Consider the following 13,327-nt stretch of genomic DNA (forward strand, 5'->3'; position numbering starts at 1 on the left):
TCCGGCGGTGCACGTCCAGGAATGGCTCGACTCGGTCCCGGCGGTCGCCGTCTACGCAGTGGTGGCGCTGGTCATCGGACTGGAGAGCCTGGGCATCCCGCTGCCGGGCGAGATCGTCCTGGTCTCCGCCGCGCTGCTCTCCTCCCAGCACTCGGGCATCAACCCGTTCGTCCTCGGCGCCTGCGCGACCGCCGGCGCGGTGATCGGCGACTCCATCGGCTACGCGATCGGCCGCAAGGGCGGCCGTCCGCTGCTGGCCTGGCTGGGGAAGAAGTTCCCGAGACACTTCAGCGAGGGCCACGTCGCCACCGCCGAGCGCTCCTTCGAGAAGTGGGGCATGTGGGCGGTCTTCTTCGGCCGCTTCATCGCCCTCCTCCGCATCTTCGCGGGCCCGCTGGCCGGTGTCCTCCACATGCCCTACTGGAAGTTCCTGATCGCCAACCTCCTCGGCGGCATCTGCTGGGCGGGCGGCACCACGGCGGTCGTCTACTACGTCGGCCTCGTCGCGGAGGACTGGCTCAAGCGTTTCTCGTACTTCGGCCTGGCAGCGGCAGTCCTCTTCGGCCTCGCCTCCATGCTGATCGTCCGCCGCAAGGCGAAGAAGCTCCAGGTGTCAGAGAAGGAAGCCGAACCTGTAGGCGCCGGGGACTGAAGCGCCCCGTCAGGGGCGCGGGACTGCATCTGATATGCGGCTCCGCCGCGTGGGCGCGAGAAGCCCCCACCCACCCGCACCCGCCGAACCCCCTACTCATGCACCCCGCGATGCGCCACAGCCAACTCCGCATAGAAGGTCCCGTTCAGGGTCACCCCCTCCCGCTCTTCCCGGCTGAGCTCGCGCCGCACCTTCGCCGGCACCCCCGCCACCAACGACCCCGGCGGCACCACCATCCCCTGCGGCACCAACGCCTGCGCCGCCACCAACGACCCCGCCCCGATCACGGCCCCGTTCAGCACGGTCGCCCCCATGCCGATCAGGCAGTCGTCCTCCACGGTCGCCCCGTGCACCACCGCGTTGTGCCCGATGGACACCCGCTCCCCGACGCTCACCGGAAACCCGGGGTCCGCGTGCAATGTCACATTGTCCTGGACGTTCGCCTGCGCCCCCACGGTGATCTTCTCGACGTCCCCCCGCACCACCGCCCCGTACCAGACACTCGCCCCGGCCCTCAGGGTGACGTCCCCGATCACCGAGGCGGTCGGCGCCACGAACACGCCGTCCTCGATCTTCGGCTCCCGCCCCCCGATGCCCACGATCAGCGCCTGCCGCGTCATCACCGTCTCCCGTCGTCGTCGATGTCCCCGGCAACCTAGCCCACGACCTGGGGCGAAGATCACAGCAGCCCGCCTTCTGCAATGCGGCGCCCGCTGAGTAGCGTGACTCCGTGCCGAAGCCCAAGAACACGTTCTCGTCCTGGCGCCGCCGCCTCGCCCAACGCGCGGTGCACGCGGCCTGGGCCTGGGTGCAGCGCACCGGATCCGTCTCCGCCGACCACCCCGGCCGCTTCCGCTTCGGCGCCCTCGGCGAGGCCACCCGGCTCGCCTTCCCGCTCGGCACGGTCTTCGGCGAGCCGTGGATCCACCTCGGCTCGCACTGCATCGTCGGCGAACAGGTCACCCTCACCGCGGGCCTGATGCCCGACCTCGACCTCGGCCCCGACCCGATCCTGCGCATCGGCGACGGCGTGGTCCTCGGCCGCGGCAGCCACGTGATCGCGGACACCACGGTCACCATCGGCAGCGACTGCTACTTCGGCCCGTACGTCTACGTCACCTCCACCAACCACTCCTACGACGACCCGCACGAGCCCATCGGCAGGCAGTGGCCCCGCATGGAGCCCGTGGAGATCGGCCCGGGCTGCTGGATCGGCACCGGCGCGGTGATCCTGCCGGGCGCGCGGATCGGCCGGAACGTCGTGGTGGCGGCCGGCGCGGTGGTCCGGGGCACGGTGCCCGACCACGCCGTGGTGGCGGGCGCCCCGGCCCGCGTCGTACGGCGCTGGACGCCCGAGACCGGCTGGCAGCCGCCGCTGCGCACGCCCCCGCCGGTGCCGATCCCGGCGGGCACCACGCCGGAGCAGCTGCGCGCGCTGGCCGAGCTGGACGAGGCGGACGTGGCGCGGCTCGCCGAACTGGAACCCGAGAGCTGAGCGGTAGCCGGCCGGGTCGTCGGCCTGGCGCCGCTCAGCCGGTGGCCAGCAGCAGCGTTCCCACCAGCGCCAGCCCGGCGCCCGCCGCCTGGATGGCGCGCAGCCGTTCGCTGAGGAAGCCGCGGGCCGCGAGCGCGGTGACCACCGGGTAGAGCGAGGCGAGCACCGCGGCGACGGTGACCGGGCCGTGCTGGGCGGCGATCGAGTACGTGCCGTTGGCCGCGACGTCGGCGAGACCGACGAAGCCCAGCGCCGGGAGCGCGGACCAGGTGAAACCGGCCGGGGGCAGTGCGGGCGCGCCCCGCCGCACGGACAGCCACAGGGCCGCGCCGCCTGTCGCGACGCTGGTCAGCCGCTGCACGAAGAGGGCCAGGAAGAGGCCGGTGACCGTGGTGGACGCCTCCGTGATCAGCGCGAACACCGTGCCGAAGCCCGCCGCCGCGACCAGGGTGAGCAGGATCGTCCGGCGCTGCACGGGCGCGCCGCGCAGCTGCGGGCCGCCGGCCAGCACGACCCCGGTGACGGCGACCGCGATGCCGGCCACCTGGAGCAGCCCCGGCCGCTCGCCGAGGAAGAGCCCGACCCCGACCGGGACGGCGACGCTCAGCGTGGCCAGCGGGGAGACCACCCCCATCGGGCCGAGGGCGAGGGCCTTGTAGAAGGAGAGCAGCGCGACCGGTCCGGCCAGGCCCGCCGCGACCGCGAACCAGAGCCGGGGCCCGGCCTCGCTCCAGCCGCCCGTGGCGACCACGATCACGCCCAGCACGACCGCCGCCAGGCCCTGCGACGCGACGACCACCGTGAGGGCCGGCGCGCGTCGCGTGAGCAGCCCGCCGCCGAAGTCGGCCAGCCCCCACAGGAGACTGGTGGTGAGGGCGAAGAATGCTGTCACGGCCCGCCTCGCAGTACAGTTCGGTGAACGATCAGGTACACCCCATCGTAGTTCAGTCAGATGAACTACGTCATTCAAAATATTGGACCCCCATGCCTTCCGCAATGCCTTCCCCCATGGACGGAACGTGTCGGACCTCGACCTGCTGACCCAGTCCCTGGCCCGCAACGTCAAGCACTGGCGCGCGGTGCGCGGCTTCACCCTGGACGTGCTCGCGACCAGGGCCGGGGTCAGCCGCGGCATGCTGATCCAGATCGAGCAGGCCCGCACCAACCCGAGCATCGGCACGGTCGTCAAGATCGGTGACGCGCTCGGCATCAGCATCACCACCCTGCTCGACTACGAACAGGGCCCGAAGGTCCAGATCGTCCCCGCCGACAAGGCCGTACGGCTGTGGCACACCGACGCAGGCAGCTACAACCGGCTCCTCGCCGGCACCGAGGCGCCCGGCCCGCTGGAGATGTGGGACTGGCACCTGATGCCGGGCGAGAGCAGCCCGTCGGAACCCCATCCGACCGGCACGGTGGAGATCGTCCATGTCCTCGCCGGGGAACTGACCCTCACCGTCGACGGGACCGACCACCGCGTGCCGACGGGCGCCAGCGCCTCCTTCGAGGCCAACACGGCCCATGTGTACGGCAACACCGGGGACGTGCCGATGGAGATGGTGATGACGGTCTCCGTGCCGCCCGTGCCCTGAGCCCGGCGGGCCGGGCTGTTAGCGTGCGGACATGCGCGCACCCATCGGAGACTTCGACACCGCCGTCCCCGCCCCGGACTGCCTCGACGAGCTGACCGCGCCGGTCGCCGACGCCCTGCGCGCGTGGACCGGCGCCGTCCCCGCCGACCGGATCGTCTACGTCGAGACCGACCCGCAGTGGGCGGACACCGCGGTCTTCGTCGAGCACTACGGGCGCGACCTGCTGGACAAGTCGGCCAACTGCGTGGTGGTGGCGGGCAGGCGCGGCGCCGAGACCACCCTGGCGGCCTGCCTGGTGCTGTCCACCACCAAGGTGGACGTCAACGGCGTGGTGCGCCGCCAACTCGGCTCCCGCAAGGCCTCGTTCGCGTCGACGGACACCGCGACCGGCGCGACCGGCATGGAGTACGGCGGCATCACCCCGATCGGACTCCCGCGCGACTGGCCGCTGTTGGTGGACCCGGCCGTGGCCGACCTGCCCTACGTCCTGGTCGGCAGCGGCCGTCGGCGCGGCAAACTCCTGGTCCCCGGCGAGGCGTTCGCCCAACTGCCGGGCGCGGTCGTGCTGCCGGGGCTCGGCGTCTAGGAGACGACGCGTGCGCGTGGTCGGCTAGGAGACGGGGTGCGCGTGGTGGGCCAGCGCCAGGTGTGGGTCCGCCTGGCCCGGCGCGGGCGCCGGATCCGCGTGCACCAGGGCCGCCGTCAGCCGCGGTACGGCGTGCAGCAGCGCGTGTTCCGCCGCGACGGCGATCGCGTGTGCCTGCCGTACGGTCGCCTCGCCGTCGACCACGACCGCCACCTCGGCGCGCAGCCGGTGCCCGATCCACCGCAGCCGCAGCTCGCCCACCGCCCGCACCCCCGGCACCTCGCGGAGCGCCCGCTCGGCCCGGTCCGTCAGTTCCGGGTCCACCGCGTCCATCACGCGCCGGAACACCTCGCGCGCCGCGTCCCGCAGCACCAGCGCGATCGCCGCGGTGATCGCCAGCCCCACCAGCGGATCGGCGAGTTGCCAGCCCAGGGCGGCGCCGCCGGCCCCCAGCAGCACGGCCAGCGAGGTGAACCCGTCGGTGCGGGCGTGCAGCCCGTCGGCCACCAGCGCGGCCGAGCCGATCTCCCGGCCCACCCGGATCCTGTACCGGGCCACCCACTCGTTCCCCGCGAACCCGGCGAGCGCGGCCACCGCGACGGCCGTCAGGTGCGTGACCGGACGCGGCTCCAGCAGCCGCTCGACGGCCGTCCACGCGGCGAAGCAGGCCGACGCGGCGATGGTCAGCACGATCGCGATCCCCGCGAGGTCCTCGGCCCGCCCGTAGCCGTAGGTGAAGCGGCGGTTCGCCGCGCGCCGCCCGAGCACGAAGGCGATGCCCAGCGGTACGGCGGTCAGCGCGTCCGCGGCGTTGTGCACCGTGTCCCCGAGCAGGGCGACCGAGCCGGACAGGACCACCACGACCGCCTGCACCAGCGCCGTCGCCCCGAGCACGGCCAGCGAGACCCAGAGCGCCCGCATGCCCCGCGCCGAGGCCTCCAGGGCCGGGTCCAGCTTGTCGGCCGTCTCGTGGGAGTGGGGCGTCAGGAGGTGCGCGAGGCGGTGGCGGAGGCCCGCGGCCGAGGGACGGGAGTGACCGCGGTTCTCGCCGTGACCGTTCCCGTGGTGGTGGCCGTGCCCCTGCCCGTGGCCGTGCCCCTGCCCGTGGCCGTGGCCGTGGCCGTGGCCGTCGTCGTGGCCGTGCGCGTGCTCGTGCGCGTGCGCGTGGCCGTGGGCCGGCTCGCCGTGCCGGTCGTGGGCGTGCTCGTGGGGGTGACGGTCGTCCGCGTGTGCGTGTGTGTGTTCGTGATGGTGCCGGTCGCTCATGCGGCTCCCCTCTCCGGTGCGCGGGGCGTGGACACGGGACGCCCACGACGCCATTATGTGCGTATGAGCGCACGCTTGCACCTATCACCTGCGCATCATGCGCATCCGCGCACCCCCGGCGAGGAACAGTTCGCGCTCGCCGCCGAACTCCTCGCCCTGCTCGGCGACCGCACCCGGCTCACCCTGCTGCACGCCCTGACCACGGGGGAGGCCGATGTCACGACGCTCACGGAGGTGTGCGGCGCCGCCCGGCCTGCCGTCAGCCAGCATCTGGCCCGGCTGCGGCTCGCCGGTCTGGTGGGGACGCGCAAGGAGGGGCGGCGGGTGGTGTACTCGCTGCGCCACGGTCATCTGCGGCGGCTGGTCGAGGAGGCGCTGAAGGTGGCGGACCACCGGCTGACCGAGACCGAGACCGAGACCGAGACCGAGACCGAGACCGTGCGGGACACCCGGTCCTCGTGACGGCGGTGGCTCTCAGAACGCGTCGGCCGCGCCGAGGTACTGCTCCGCGAAGGCCGTCGCCGCCGCGCGGGAGGTGAACAGCCTGCGCAGTCTGGCCAGGCTGGTGCCCGCGAGGAACGGGTCGCCGGAGGCGGTGCCGTGGTAGATGCCGGACAGGAACTGGGAGAACTCCTGGTAGTCCCAGACCCGGCGCAGGCAGGCGTGGGAGTAGCCCGCCAGGCCGGTGTCGTCGCCCTTGGCGACGCGCGTGGCGAGTGCGTCGCCCAGCAGGAAGGCGTCGTGCAGGGCGAGGTTCATGCCCTTGGCGGCGATCGGCGCGGTCAGGTGCCCGGCGTCACCGGCCAGGAAGAGGCGGCCGAACACCAGCGGTTCGACCACGTAGTCGTGCATGTCCAGCAGGCGCTTCTCGATCAGCCGCCCCTCGTTGAGCGGTGGCGCCCCGGCGGCGTCGAGCCGCTCGCGCAGCTCGTCCCAGACCCGGTCGTGCGACCAGCTCTCCGGGTCGTCGCCCGGCGGGCACTGCAGGTAGTAGCGGGTGACCTCGGGGCTGCGCGCCATGTGCCCGGCGAAACCGTTCGGATGGACGCCGAACAGCACGCAGTCCGAGGACGGCGGCGCCTCGGCGAGCAGGGCCAGCCACGCTATGCCGTAGTCCTGCCGGGCGACCCGCACCCGCCCCTGCGGTATCGCGTCCCGGGTCACCCCGCGCGCCCCGTCGCAGCCCGCGACGAACTCGCAGCGCAGGACGTGCCGTTCACCGGTCGCGGGGTCGAGGTACGACACGGCGGGCCGGTCCGTCTCCAGGTCGTGCAGTGCGACGTCCCGCACCCCGAACCTGATGTCCCCGCCGCGCACGTCGGCGTACTCCCGCACCAGGTCCGTCACGAGCAACGGCTGCGGATAGACGTAGTGGTGATGGTCCGTCAGTTCGCTGTAGTCGAAGCGGAACCGGTCGCCGCCGAACCGGAACTCGCACTCGCTGTGCACCTGCGCCCGGGCCACCAGGCCGTCGCCCAGGCCGCGTTGCCGGAGTCCGCGCACCGCCCATTCCTCGATGACCCCGGCCCGCGGCCGGGTCTCGATGAACTGTCTGCTCTCGGTCTCCAGGACCACGCAGTCGACGCCGGCGGCCCGCAGGATGTTCCCGACGGTCAGCCCGGCGGGTCCGGCGCCCACGACGACGACCGTACGGCGTTCCTCGGAAGGGGAGTTGCTGTGGGGGGAGGGGTGAGTCACCCCCGCATTATGACGGTGTCCCGTCAGCCACGGCAGTGCCACCGTGGCTGACGGGACGTGGGTGAGGAGGGCGGGTCAGTGCGCCGGGGCGTCCGTGACCACGACCTCGTCGATGCTGCGCTCGATGTCCTCGGCCGTGGAGGCGGTCGCCTTGGCCCAGTAGTAGATGCCGATCGAGAAGACGGCGATCACCAGGATGTCCCACCACAGCGCGATGTTGTTCTGGCCGCCGAAGCTGCCCTGCCAGGAGATCAGGCCCATGCCGATCAGATAGGCGGGCAGCCACTGCGCGGCCCGGAAGTCCAGCCGGGGCGCGTCCGGCAGGTTCCTGCTGTGGGCGTAGAAGGCGTAGCCGCCGAGCAGCAGGTAGCCGAGGATGATCGCGAGGCCGAGCCGCCACAGGATGTCCCAGCCGGACCAGTAGATGATCAGGTTGGCGACCACGAACGACAGCGGGGAGATCACCTTGCCGAAGGGCAGCCGGTAGGGGCGCTCGTGCCGCGGCAGCTTGTCGGTGAAGACGCCGTACGCCAGCGGGGCACCGGCGTACATCAGCACGCTCGCCGAGGTGATGAAGCCGACCAGCTGCTGCCAGCTCGGGAACGGCAGGAAGCAGATCACACCGGTCACGAAGGACATGACGAGACCGAACCACGGCACACCGCGGGAGTCGGTCCGGGTGAAGAGCTTCGGCGCGTAGCCGTTCTTCGCCAGGCCGTAGGAGACCCGGGAGGTGGCGGTGGTGTAGATGAGGCCGGTGCCGCCGGGGGAGATGATCGCGTCCACGTAGAGGACCCAGGCCAGCCAGCCGAGGCCCACCAGGGTGGCCAGGCCGGCCCACGGGCCGCTGATCCCGGCGTACTTCAGGTGGTCCCAGCCGTGCGCGAAGGTGCTGTGCGGCAGCGCGGCGATGAACACGACCTGGAGCAGGACGTAGATGACGGCGCCGATCGCGACCGAGCCGAGCGTGGCGCGCGGCAGGTCCTTCTTCGGGTTGCGGCTCTCGCCCGCCAGCTGGATCGCCTGCTCGAAGCCGAGCAGCGCGAAGATGATGCCGCTGGTGCTGATCGCGGCCAGGACGCCCTTCGCGCCGAAGGGGGCGAAGCCCTCCGAGTGGAAGTTGGCGGTGTGGAAGTTGCCGACCGCGATGATGAAGATCGCGGCCAGCGGCACGGCGATCTTCCACCAGGTCGCGGCGCTGTTGGTGTGCGCCAGGACCCGGACGCCGAAGAAGTTGACGCCGACGAACAGGGCCATGAGCACGATGGCCACCAGCAGGCCGCTCGTGGTCAGGGTGCCGTCGGCGTGCTCCAGGTGCTGGGCCCACTTCCAGTGACCGGCGTAACCGATCATGGCCTCGACCTCGATCGGGGCCACCGTCGCCGCCTGGAGCCAGGAGAACCAGCCGAAGGACATGCCGGCCAGGCCGCCGAACGCGTAGTGCGGGTAGCGGGCCGTACCGCCCGCCACCGGGAACATGCCGCCGAGCTCGGCGTGCACCAGTGCCAGCAGCACGATCGCGACCGCGCCGATCACCCACGAGATGATCGCCGCGGGGCCGGCCATGCCGACCGCCTTCTCGGCGCCGTACAGCCATCCGGAGCCGATGATCGAGCCCACCGAGGCCCACATCAGGCCGATCAGGCCGACGTCCCGCCTCAGACCGCCCGAAGGTGTGATGTCCTCCGTCGCGGCTTTCTCGACACTCACCATGTCAAGTGGCCTCTCAGTTTCTGAACGCAGATTTAACGAGCAAGAGGGCACAAGTTAAGGGCGCACGTCGCAACCGGAGAAGAGTGTTGCCGAAAATTTGACCCTCGATCTTTCCTGTCTTGGCCAAAGCTTTTGCACAGGTCAGCGAGGGTCACAGAATGTCCGTATTCAGTTCTGTTAAGTGAGAAGAAGGTAAGACAGGGCAAGCTCAGATTTTCCTCAAATCCGGCTCAGTTCTGGTTCAGGCGGGGTATTTCGATGGCCGGGCAGCGGTCCATGACCATGTCCAGACCCGCGGCCCGCACCCGCTCGTACGCCGCCTCGTCGACCACCCCGAGCTGGAACCAGACCGCCTTCGCGCCCTTCTCCAGCGCCTCGTCCGCGACGGCACCGGCCAGCTCGCTGTTGACGAAGACGTCGACGACGTCGACCTCGAAGGGGATCTCCGCGAGGGAGGCGTAGCCCTGCTCGCCGTGGACCGTCTCCGCCTTGGGGTGGACCGGCACGATCCGCTTGCCGAACCGTTGCAGCACCTGCGCCACCCCGTACGCGGCCCGTCCCCGGTTGGCCGACAGGCCGACCACCGCCCAGGTGTCACCCGTCCCGGTCAGAATCCTGCGGATCGTCGCTTCGTCGCCGTACACCGTCGGCCTCCTCGGCTCGGGGGAATGTCCGCCGTCGGCAACAGCGGCCGGCGGACCCTGATTCCCCGGCCGGGACCGGGTACGCGCGGTACCGCCGGGGCAGCTCGCGCGGCACGGGGTGTCACATGTCCCGCATGTCCCGCCACGGTGACCTGAATCGTCGCAAGGTGCCTGCGTACGGCCCGCCGCACGCCTACGCTCAGCCCGTGCTGCGCATCCTCGACGCCAAGTCCGGTGAGACCGTCCCCGCCGTCTCCGCCCGCCGTGCCCTGACCCGGGTGGAGGCACACGCCTCCGGGTACGACCTGACGGCGCTGCGGGTCCTGCTCACCACCGACCTCCTGCTGCGCGCGCTGGAACTCGGCGGCACCCCGGTCCTGCCGCTGCTCACCGCCGACCGTCACCAGGCCGAGCTGCACGCCGCCGCCACCACCCTCGGCATCCGCCCCTTCGAGGACGGCCGCGACCTGGCCGCAGGACTGGGCGAGGCACAGGTCGTCCACGTCACGGCGGCGGGTGGCACCCGGTCCGCGGCCGGAGCCGGCGTGACCGTCGCCGTCGCCCCCGCCGACGGTCCCGACGCCGGTGTCCTGGGCACGCTCGACGACCCCGCCGCACTGCGGCTCGCCCTCCTCGACGCCCCGCGCGGCACGGCCGTCCACCTCGGCGCCGGCGCCCTCGACGAGGCAGGCCGGCGGCTCGGCCGGCTGCGCGGGTCGGTGGCGCACTGGGCGCGCAGCCCCTCGCGGCCGGTGCCCGAGAAGGTGCGGGGACGGCTGCGGGACGCCTGGGAGGACGACCTCGACGTGCCCGGGGTGCTCGGCGTGCTGCGCTGGATGGAGAACCAGCCCGAGATCTCCGACGGCGCCCGCTTCGAGACCTGCGCCTACGCCGACCGGCTGCTCGCCCTCGAACTCACCCGTGACCTCGGGCGGGCGGCGTGATCACCCGGGCGGGCGCGGGCCCGCTGCGCCGCCTGGTCGTCCTGCGGCACGCCAAGTCCGCCTGGCCCGAGGGCGTTCCCGACCGCCTGCGCCCGCTCGCGGACCGCGGCCGGCGCGACGCCCCCGCCGCCGGGCGAGCCCTCGCCGAGTCCGACTCGCTGCCCGACCTCGCGATCTGCTCCACCGCGGTACGCGCCCGGCAGACCTGGGAGCTGGCCGCCGGCCAGTGGGGCACACCGCCGCCGGTCCGCTACGACGGGCGGGTGTACGCCGCCGACGTACCCGGCCTGCTCGCGGTCGTGCGCGAGGCCCCGCCCGAGGTGGAGACACTGCTGCTGGTCGGGCACAACCCCGGCCTGGAGGAACTCGTCCTCGACCTCGCGGGCGACGGCCTCGACGACACCCTGGAGCAGATGCGCAGGAAGTTCCCGACCTCCGCGCTCGCGGTCCTGGCCTGGCACGGCCCGACGTGGGCGGCGCTCGCCCCGGGGACGGCCCTGCTGACGGAGGTCACGGTGGCCCGCGGACACAAGGAGAAGCAGAAGGAGACGTAGTAGGAGGTAGTAGGAGAGGGAGCAGGGAAAGGAGCAGGGAAAGAGGCAGGGAAACGGGCGGTGCGCGGGCCCGCATAGGGTGGGCGGATGCAGGACGAGTACCGCACCGTCGCCCGCGCCGGCACGCACGAGACCGAGGTCAACCGCTCCCGCTTCCTGTGCGCCCTCGCCCCGGCGGCCACCGAACAGGAGGCCCAGGACTTCGTCGCGGCGGTCCGCAGGGAGCACGCCGACGCCACCCACAACTGCTGGGCCTACGTCATCGGCGCCGACGCCGCCACCCAGCGGGCCAGTGACGACGGCGAACCGGGCGGCACCGCCGGCGTCCCCATGCTGCAGATGCTGCTCCGCCGCGACATGCGGTACGTCGTCGCCGTCGTCACCCGCTACTACGGCGGCGTCAAGCTCGGCGCCGGCGGCCTCATCCGCGCCTACGGCGGTGCGGTGGGCGAGGCCCTCGACACCCTCGGCACCCGCACCCGGCGACGCTTCCGGCTGGCCACGGTGACCGTCGACCACCAGCGGGCCGGCAAGCTCCAGAACGACCTGCGGGCCACCGGCCGCGAGGTCCGCGACGTCCGCTACGGCGAGGCCGTCGCCATCGCGATCGGCCTGCCGGACGCCGACGTGGACGCCTTCCGCGGCTGGCTCGCCGACGCGACGGCGGGCACCGCCACCCTCGAACTGGGCGGGGAGGCGTACGGGGACGCGTGACGGCCGGGGACGCCCGTTCGGGGACCTGACCTGCGGCCCGGCACCCGACCCAGAATGACTCGCGTACGTGCGAAGGCGCTCGGGCCGGCTGAGCCCTTGCCACCACGAGTGAGGCCACGCGATGGCATTGCAGGTCGCCGAGGGAGACGAGACTCCCTGCGGTACTCCCCTCGACACCCCCTCCGGCGCGGGACGGCCGTTCGTCGACGTCGGCTCCCCCTCGTTCCGTTTCGACGACCGCCGCCTGCACGCGGCCCGCACCCGGGGCCTGCTCCCGGACAGCATCTACGGTCCCGTGATCTGCGACCACGCCACCGTCGGGCGGCTGCTGCGGCAGCCGACCCTGGTGCACGACCCCTGGCGGCAGCTGCGGTGTTCCGGGGTGACCGACCACGCGATCGGGTCCTGGTTCGCCTCCCTGCTCATCTTCTCCCGGGCCGCCGACCACGACGCGCTGCGCCGGCTCATGCGCCCGCTCCTGCGCGGCCCGGCCTTCGACCCGTCGTTCGCCGCCGCCGAGGCCCGCGCCGCGACCGCCGCGGTCGACGGCGCGTGCGAGTTCGTGACCGACGTCGCCGACGCGATCGTGGACGCCCAGGCCGCACGGTTGCTCGACGTCGGCAGAGACACCTATCGCGAGATCGCGCAACCGGTACGCGACCTGGCGCTCGTCCACCGGCTGATGCCGCTGGAGACACTCGGGCAGGCGAAGGCGGCGGTCGAGCACGTGCAGGACTTCCTCGGCCGGCTGGCCCGCCGGGAGGGCGTCACGGCGGCCGAGCGCCCGGACTGGACGCGCTCCAGGATGTCGCTCCTCATCGGGTTCGAGCCGTACCGCCTGGCGCTCGGCCAGCTGGTCGCCGTACTGGCGGACCATCCGCGGACCTGGTCGGCGGCGGCCGGCGACGAGACGGTCGCCCGGGCCGCGGTACGGGAGCTGCTGCGCTGGATGCCGACGGCGCCGATCCAGATCCGGTTCACCGAACAGCCGTTGACGCTGGCCGACCGCACCCTGGAACCCGGCCGTCCGGTGCTCCTGTGCGCGGTGCAGGCCAACCGCGACGCGGAACCCGACGGCGACGCCTACCGGCCGGGGCGCGTGCCGTCCCGCCCGCACCTCAGCTTCGGCGCGGGCCTGCACTACTGCATAGGCGCCACCGCCTCCGAACACCAGCTGGCCGCCGTGCTGGGCGCGCTGGCGGCCCGGTTCCGCGCACCGGAGCCGACGGGCGGGGTCCGGTGGGGCCCGCCGTCGGGGGTGCAGGGCCCGGTCGAGGTCCCGGTCCGGCTGACCCGGCACCGGGACCGACACCTCGACGCCCACCGAGGAGATGCCCGGATCAGCCCGGTCGGTGAGTGACCACGGAGACGAACAGAAGGTGAGCACCGACGGCGGGCGGACCCGCGTGCCCTCCGAGCAACGCCGTGAGTGCGGGGATGCGGTGCCCCCGCGCGGCGATGCGGTGCCC

At 72.8% G+C, this 13,327-nt stretch carries 15 protein-coding genes; 9 read left to right on the plus strand and 6 right to left on the minus strand.

Going from position 1 to position 13,327, the window contains the following annotated elements:
* Nucleotides 1-7: 7 nt before the first annotated feature.
* Nucleotides 8-652: a DedA family protein gene (locus AB0D74_RS15105; RefSeq protein WP_362586016.1), complete on the plus strand. Its 645-nt coding sequence runs from the start codon at nucleotides 8-10 to the stop codon at nucleotides 650-652.
* 92 nt (nucleotides 653-744) lie between these two features.
* On the opposite strand, the gene AB0D74_RS15110 is transcribed toward AB0D74_RS15105, so the two are convergent.
* Complete coding sequence (locus tag AB0D74_RS15110; protein WP_362585410.1) at nucleotides 745-1,272, minus strand: gamma carbonic anhydrase family protein; 528 nt, start codon at nucleotides 1,270-1,272, stop codon at nucleotides 745-747.
* A gap of 110 nt (nucleotides 1,273-1,382) precedes the next feature.
* On the opposite strand from AB0D74_RS15110, the gene AB0D74_RS15115 reads away from it, so the two are divergent.
* Nucleotides 1,383-2,147 carry an acyltransferase gene (locus AB0D74_RS15115; protein ID WP_362585413.1) on the plus strand — a complete coding sequence of 255 codons (765 nt, stop codon included), beginning with the start codon at nucleotides 1,383-1,385 and terminating at the stop codon, nucleotides 2,145-2,147.
* A 34-nt stretch (nucleotides 2,148-2,181) separates the two neighbouring features.
* Here AB0D74_RS15115 and AB0D74_RS15120 read toward each other — a convergent pair whose 3' ends face one another.
* Nucleotides 2,182-3,039, minus strand: coding sequence for a DMT family transporter (locus AB0D74_RS15120; protein ID WP_362585416.1), 858 nt, complete (start codon nucleotides 3,037-3,039; stop codon nucleotides 2,182-2,184).
* A 127-nt stretch (nucleotides 3,040-3,166) separates the two neighbouring features.
* On the opposite strand from AB0D74_RS15120, the gene AB0D74_RS15125 reads away from it, so the two are divergent.
* Nucleotides 3,167-3,739 (plus strand): helix-turn-helix domain-containing protein, encoded by a 573-nt coding sequence (locus tag AB0D74_RS15125; RefSeq protein WP_362585419.1) that lies wholly within the window; start codon nucleotides 3,167-3,169, stop codon nucleotides 3,737-3,739.
* A 31-nt stretch (nucleotides 3,740-3,770) separates the two neighbouring features.
* Complete coding sequence (locus AB0D74_RS15130) at nucleotides 3,771-4,325, plus strand: YbaK/EbsC family protein (RefSeq protein ID WP_362585422.1); 555 nt, start codon at nucleotides 3,771-3,773, stop codon at nucleotides 4,323-4,325.
* A 24-nt stretch (nucleotides 4,326-4,349) separates the two neighbouring features.
* On the opposite strand, the gene AB0D74_RS15135 is transcribed toward AB0D74_RS15130, so the two are convergent.
* Nucleotides 4,350-5,591, minus strand: coding sequence for a cation diffusion facilitator family transporter (locus AB0D74_RS15135; protein WP_362585425.1), 1,242 nt, complete (start codon nucleotides 5,589-5,591; stop codon nucleotides 4,350-4,352).
* Between the two features lie 63 nt (nucleotides 5,592-5,654).
* Here AB0D74_RS15135 and AB0D74_RS15140 point away from each other — a divergent pair, with 63 nt between their 5' ends.
* A complete protein-coding gene (locus AB0D74_RS15140) occupies nucleotides 5,655-6,053 on the plus strand; it encodes a metalloregulator ArsR/SmtB family transcription factor (protein ID WP_362585428.1) in 399 nt (132 codons plus the stop codon).
* Between the two features lie 12 nt (nucleotides 6,054-6,065).
* On the opposite strand, the gene AB0D74_RS15145 is transcribed toward AB0D74_RS15140, so the two are convergent.
* The 3 genes from AB0D74_RS15145 to AB0D74_RS15155 all read right to left on the minus strand — a co-directional run bounded on the left by AB0D74_RS15145 (nucleotide 6,066) and on the right by AB0D74_RS15155 (nucleotide 9,646).
* Complete coding sequence (locus tag AB0D74_RS15145) at nucleotides 6,066-7,289, minus strand: 4-hydroxybenzoate 3-monooxygenase (protein WP_362585430.1); 1,224 nt, start codon at nucleotides 7,287-7,289, stop codon at nucleotides 6,066-6,068.
* A gap of 75 nt (nucleotides 7,290-7,364) precedes the next feature.
* A complete protein-coding gene (locus AB0D74_RS15150; protein ID WP_362585433.1) occupies nucleotides 7,365-9,002 on the minus strand; it encodes an APC family permease in 1,638 nt (545 codons plus the stop codon).
* Nucleotides 9,003-9,232: 230 nt separating this feature from the next.
* Nucleotides 9,233-9,646 (minus strand): CoA-binding protein, encoded by a 414-nt coding sequence (locus AB0D74_RS15155; RefSeq protein WP_362585436.1) that lies wholly within the window; start codon nucleotides 9,644-9,646, stop codon nucleotides 9,233-9,235.
* Nucleotides 9,647-9,852: 206 nt separating this feature from the next.
* Between AB0D74_RS15155 and AB0D74_RS15160 the strand changes: the two genes are divergently transcribed.
* The 4 genes from AB0D74_RS15160 to AB0D74_RS15175 all read left to right on the plus strand — a co-directional run bounded on the left by AB0D74_RS15160 (nucleotide 9,853) and on the right by AB0D74_RS15175 (nucleotide 13,218).
* Nucleotides 9,853-10,590, plus strand: coding sequence for a hypothetical protein (locus AB0D74_RS15160; RefSeq protein WP_362586019.1), 738 nt, complete (start codon nucleotides 9,853-9,855; stop codon nucleotides 10,588-10,590).
* Nucleotides 10,587-11,144 (plus strand): histidine phosphatase family protein, encoded by a 558-nt coding sequence (locus tag AB0D74_RS15165; protein ID WP_362585439.1) that lies wholly within the window; start codon nucleotides 10,587-10,589, stop codon nucleotides 11,142-11,144. Before AB0D74_RS15160 ends, AB0D74_RS15165 begins: the two co-directional genes overlap by 4 nt.
* A gap of 87 nt (nucleotides 11,145-11,231) precedes the next feature.
* Nucleotides 11,232-11,858: a YigZ family protein gene (locus AB0D74_RS15170; RefSeq protein ID WP_362585442.1), complete on the plus strand. Its 627-nt coding sequence runs from the start codon at nucleotides 11,232-11,234 to the stop codon at nucleotides 11,856-11,858.
* Between the two features lie 121 nt (nucleotides 11,859-11,979).
* Entirely contained in the window at nucleotides 11,980-13,218 is a 1,239-nt protein-coding gene (locus AB0D74_RS15175; protein ID WP_362585444.1) for a cytochrome P450, read from the plus strand.
* The last annotated feature ends 109 nt before the right edge of the window (nucleotides 13,219-13,327 follow it).

It is taken from the genome of Streptomyces sp. NPDC048278, from assembly GCF_040652195.1.
Lineage (GTDB): Bacteria > Actinomycetota > Actinomycetes > Streptomycetales > Streptomycetaceae > Streptomyces.